Genomic DNA, 921 nt, shown 5'->3' with positions numbered 1-921 from the left:
CGCGGGTGGCGGGCCAGGCCCAGGTAGTCGTTGCCCGCGAGGTCGACGGCGCCCCGCGGCAGCGCACGCGGCCGACGCACGAGGTCGCGCCGTTCCCGCACGGCGGCGGCGCGCTGCAGGTGCTGCTCCCAGGCGCTCACCGGGGGCCGGCCTCGGTGACGGTCTCGGAGACGGCCTCGACGAGGCCGGTGGCGATGGTGGCCACCTCCTCGGGCGTGGCGACGTAGGGCGGCATCGTGTAGACGAGCGTGCCGAAGGGGCGCACCCACACGCCGCGGCGCAGGGCCGCCTCGGTGAGGGCCGGAAGGTCCACCGGCGCGGTCGTCTCCAGCACCCCGACGGCCCCGAGCACGCGCACGTCCCGGACGGTCGGCAGGTCCAGCGCCGGGGCGAGGTGCTGCTGCAGGCCCGCCTCGATGCAGGGCACCTGCGTGCGCCACTCCCCCTCGGCCAGGAGGTCGAGGCTGGCGTTCGCCGCCGCGCAGGCCAGGGGGTTGCCCATGAAGGTGGGGCCGTGCATCAGGGCGCCGGTGGCGTCGACGGCGGCGGCCACCTCGTCGGTGGCGACAACGGCCGCCAGGCTGAGGTACCCGCCGGTGAGCGCCTTGCCCACGCACAGGACGTCCGGCGCCACCGGGCGGCCCTCGGGGTCCACCCCCGCGGCGTGGTCGGCCCCGAAGAGCGTACCGGTGCGCCCGAAGGCGGTGGCGATCTCGTCGAGGACCAGCACCAGGCCGTGCTCGTCGGCGATCTCGCGCAGCACGTGGAGGGCGCGCGGGTCGTAGGCACGCATGCCCCCGGCCCCCTGCAGGACGGGCTCCACGACGATGCCGGCCAGCTCGTGCGCGTGCTCGGCGGCGATGCGGCGGGTCTCGGCGGCCCAGGAGGCCAGCGCGGCGTCCGCCGACGGGCTGGCCGCCT

1 protein-coding gene is annotated in these 921 nt (G+C 77.4%); it reads right to left on the bottom strand.

Features of this window, described 5'->3' with window-relative positions; all coding sequences use genetic code 11:
* Window positions 1-136 precede the first annotated feature (136 nt).
* A partial coding sequence (locus HMPREF3099_RS09980; protein ID WP_141762121.1) for an aminotransferase class III-fold pyridoxal phosphate-dependent enzyme occupies window positions 137-921 on the bottom strand: 785 nt, incomplete at its 5' end.

Origin of the sequence: Kytococcus sp. HMSC28H12 (assembly GCF_001816045.1) — a bacterium.
GTDB classification, from domain to species: domain Bacteria; phylum Actinomycetota; class Actinomycetes; order Actinomycetales; family Dermatophilaceae; genus Kytococcus; species Kytococcus schroeteri.
The sequence above is the reverse complement of the archived record's forward strand: the minus strand, read 5'-3'. Positions and strand labels throughout refer to the sequence as shown.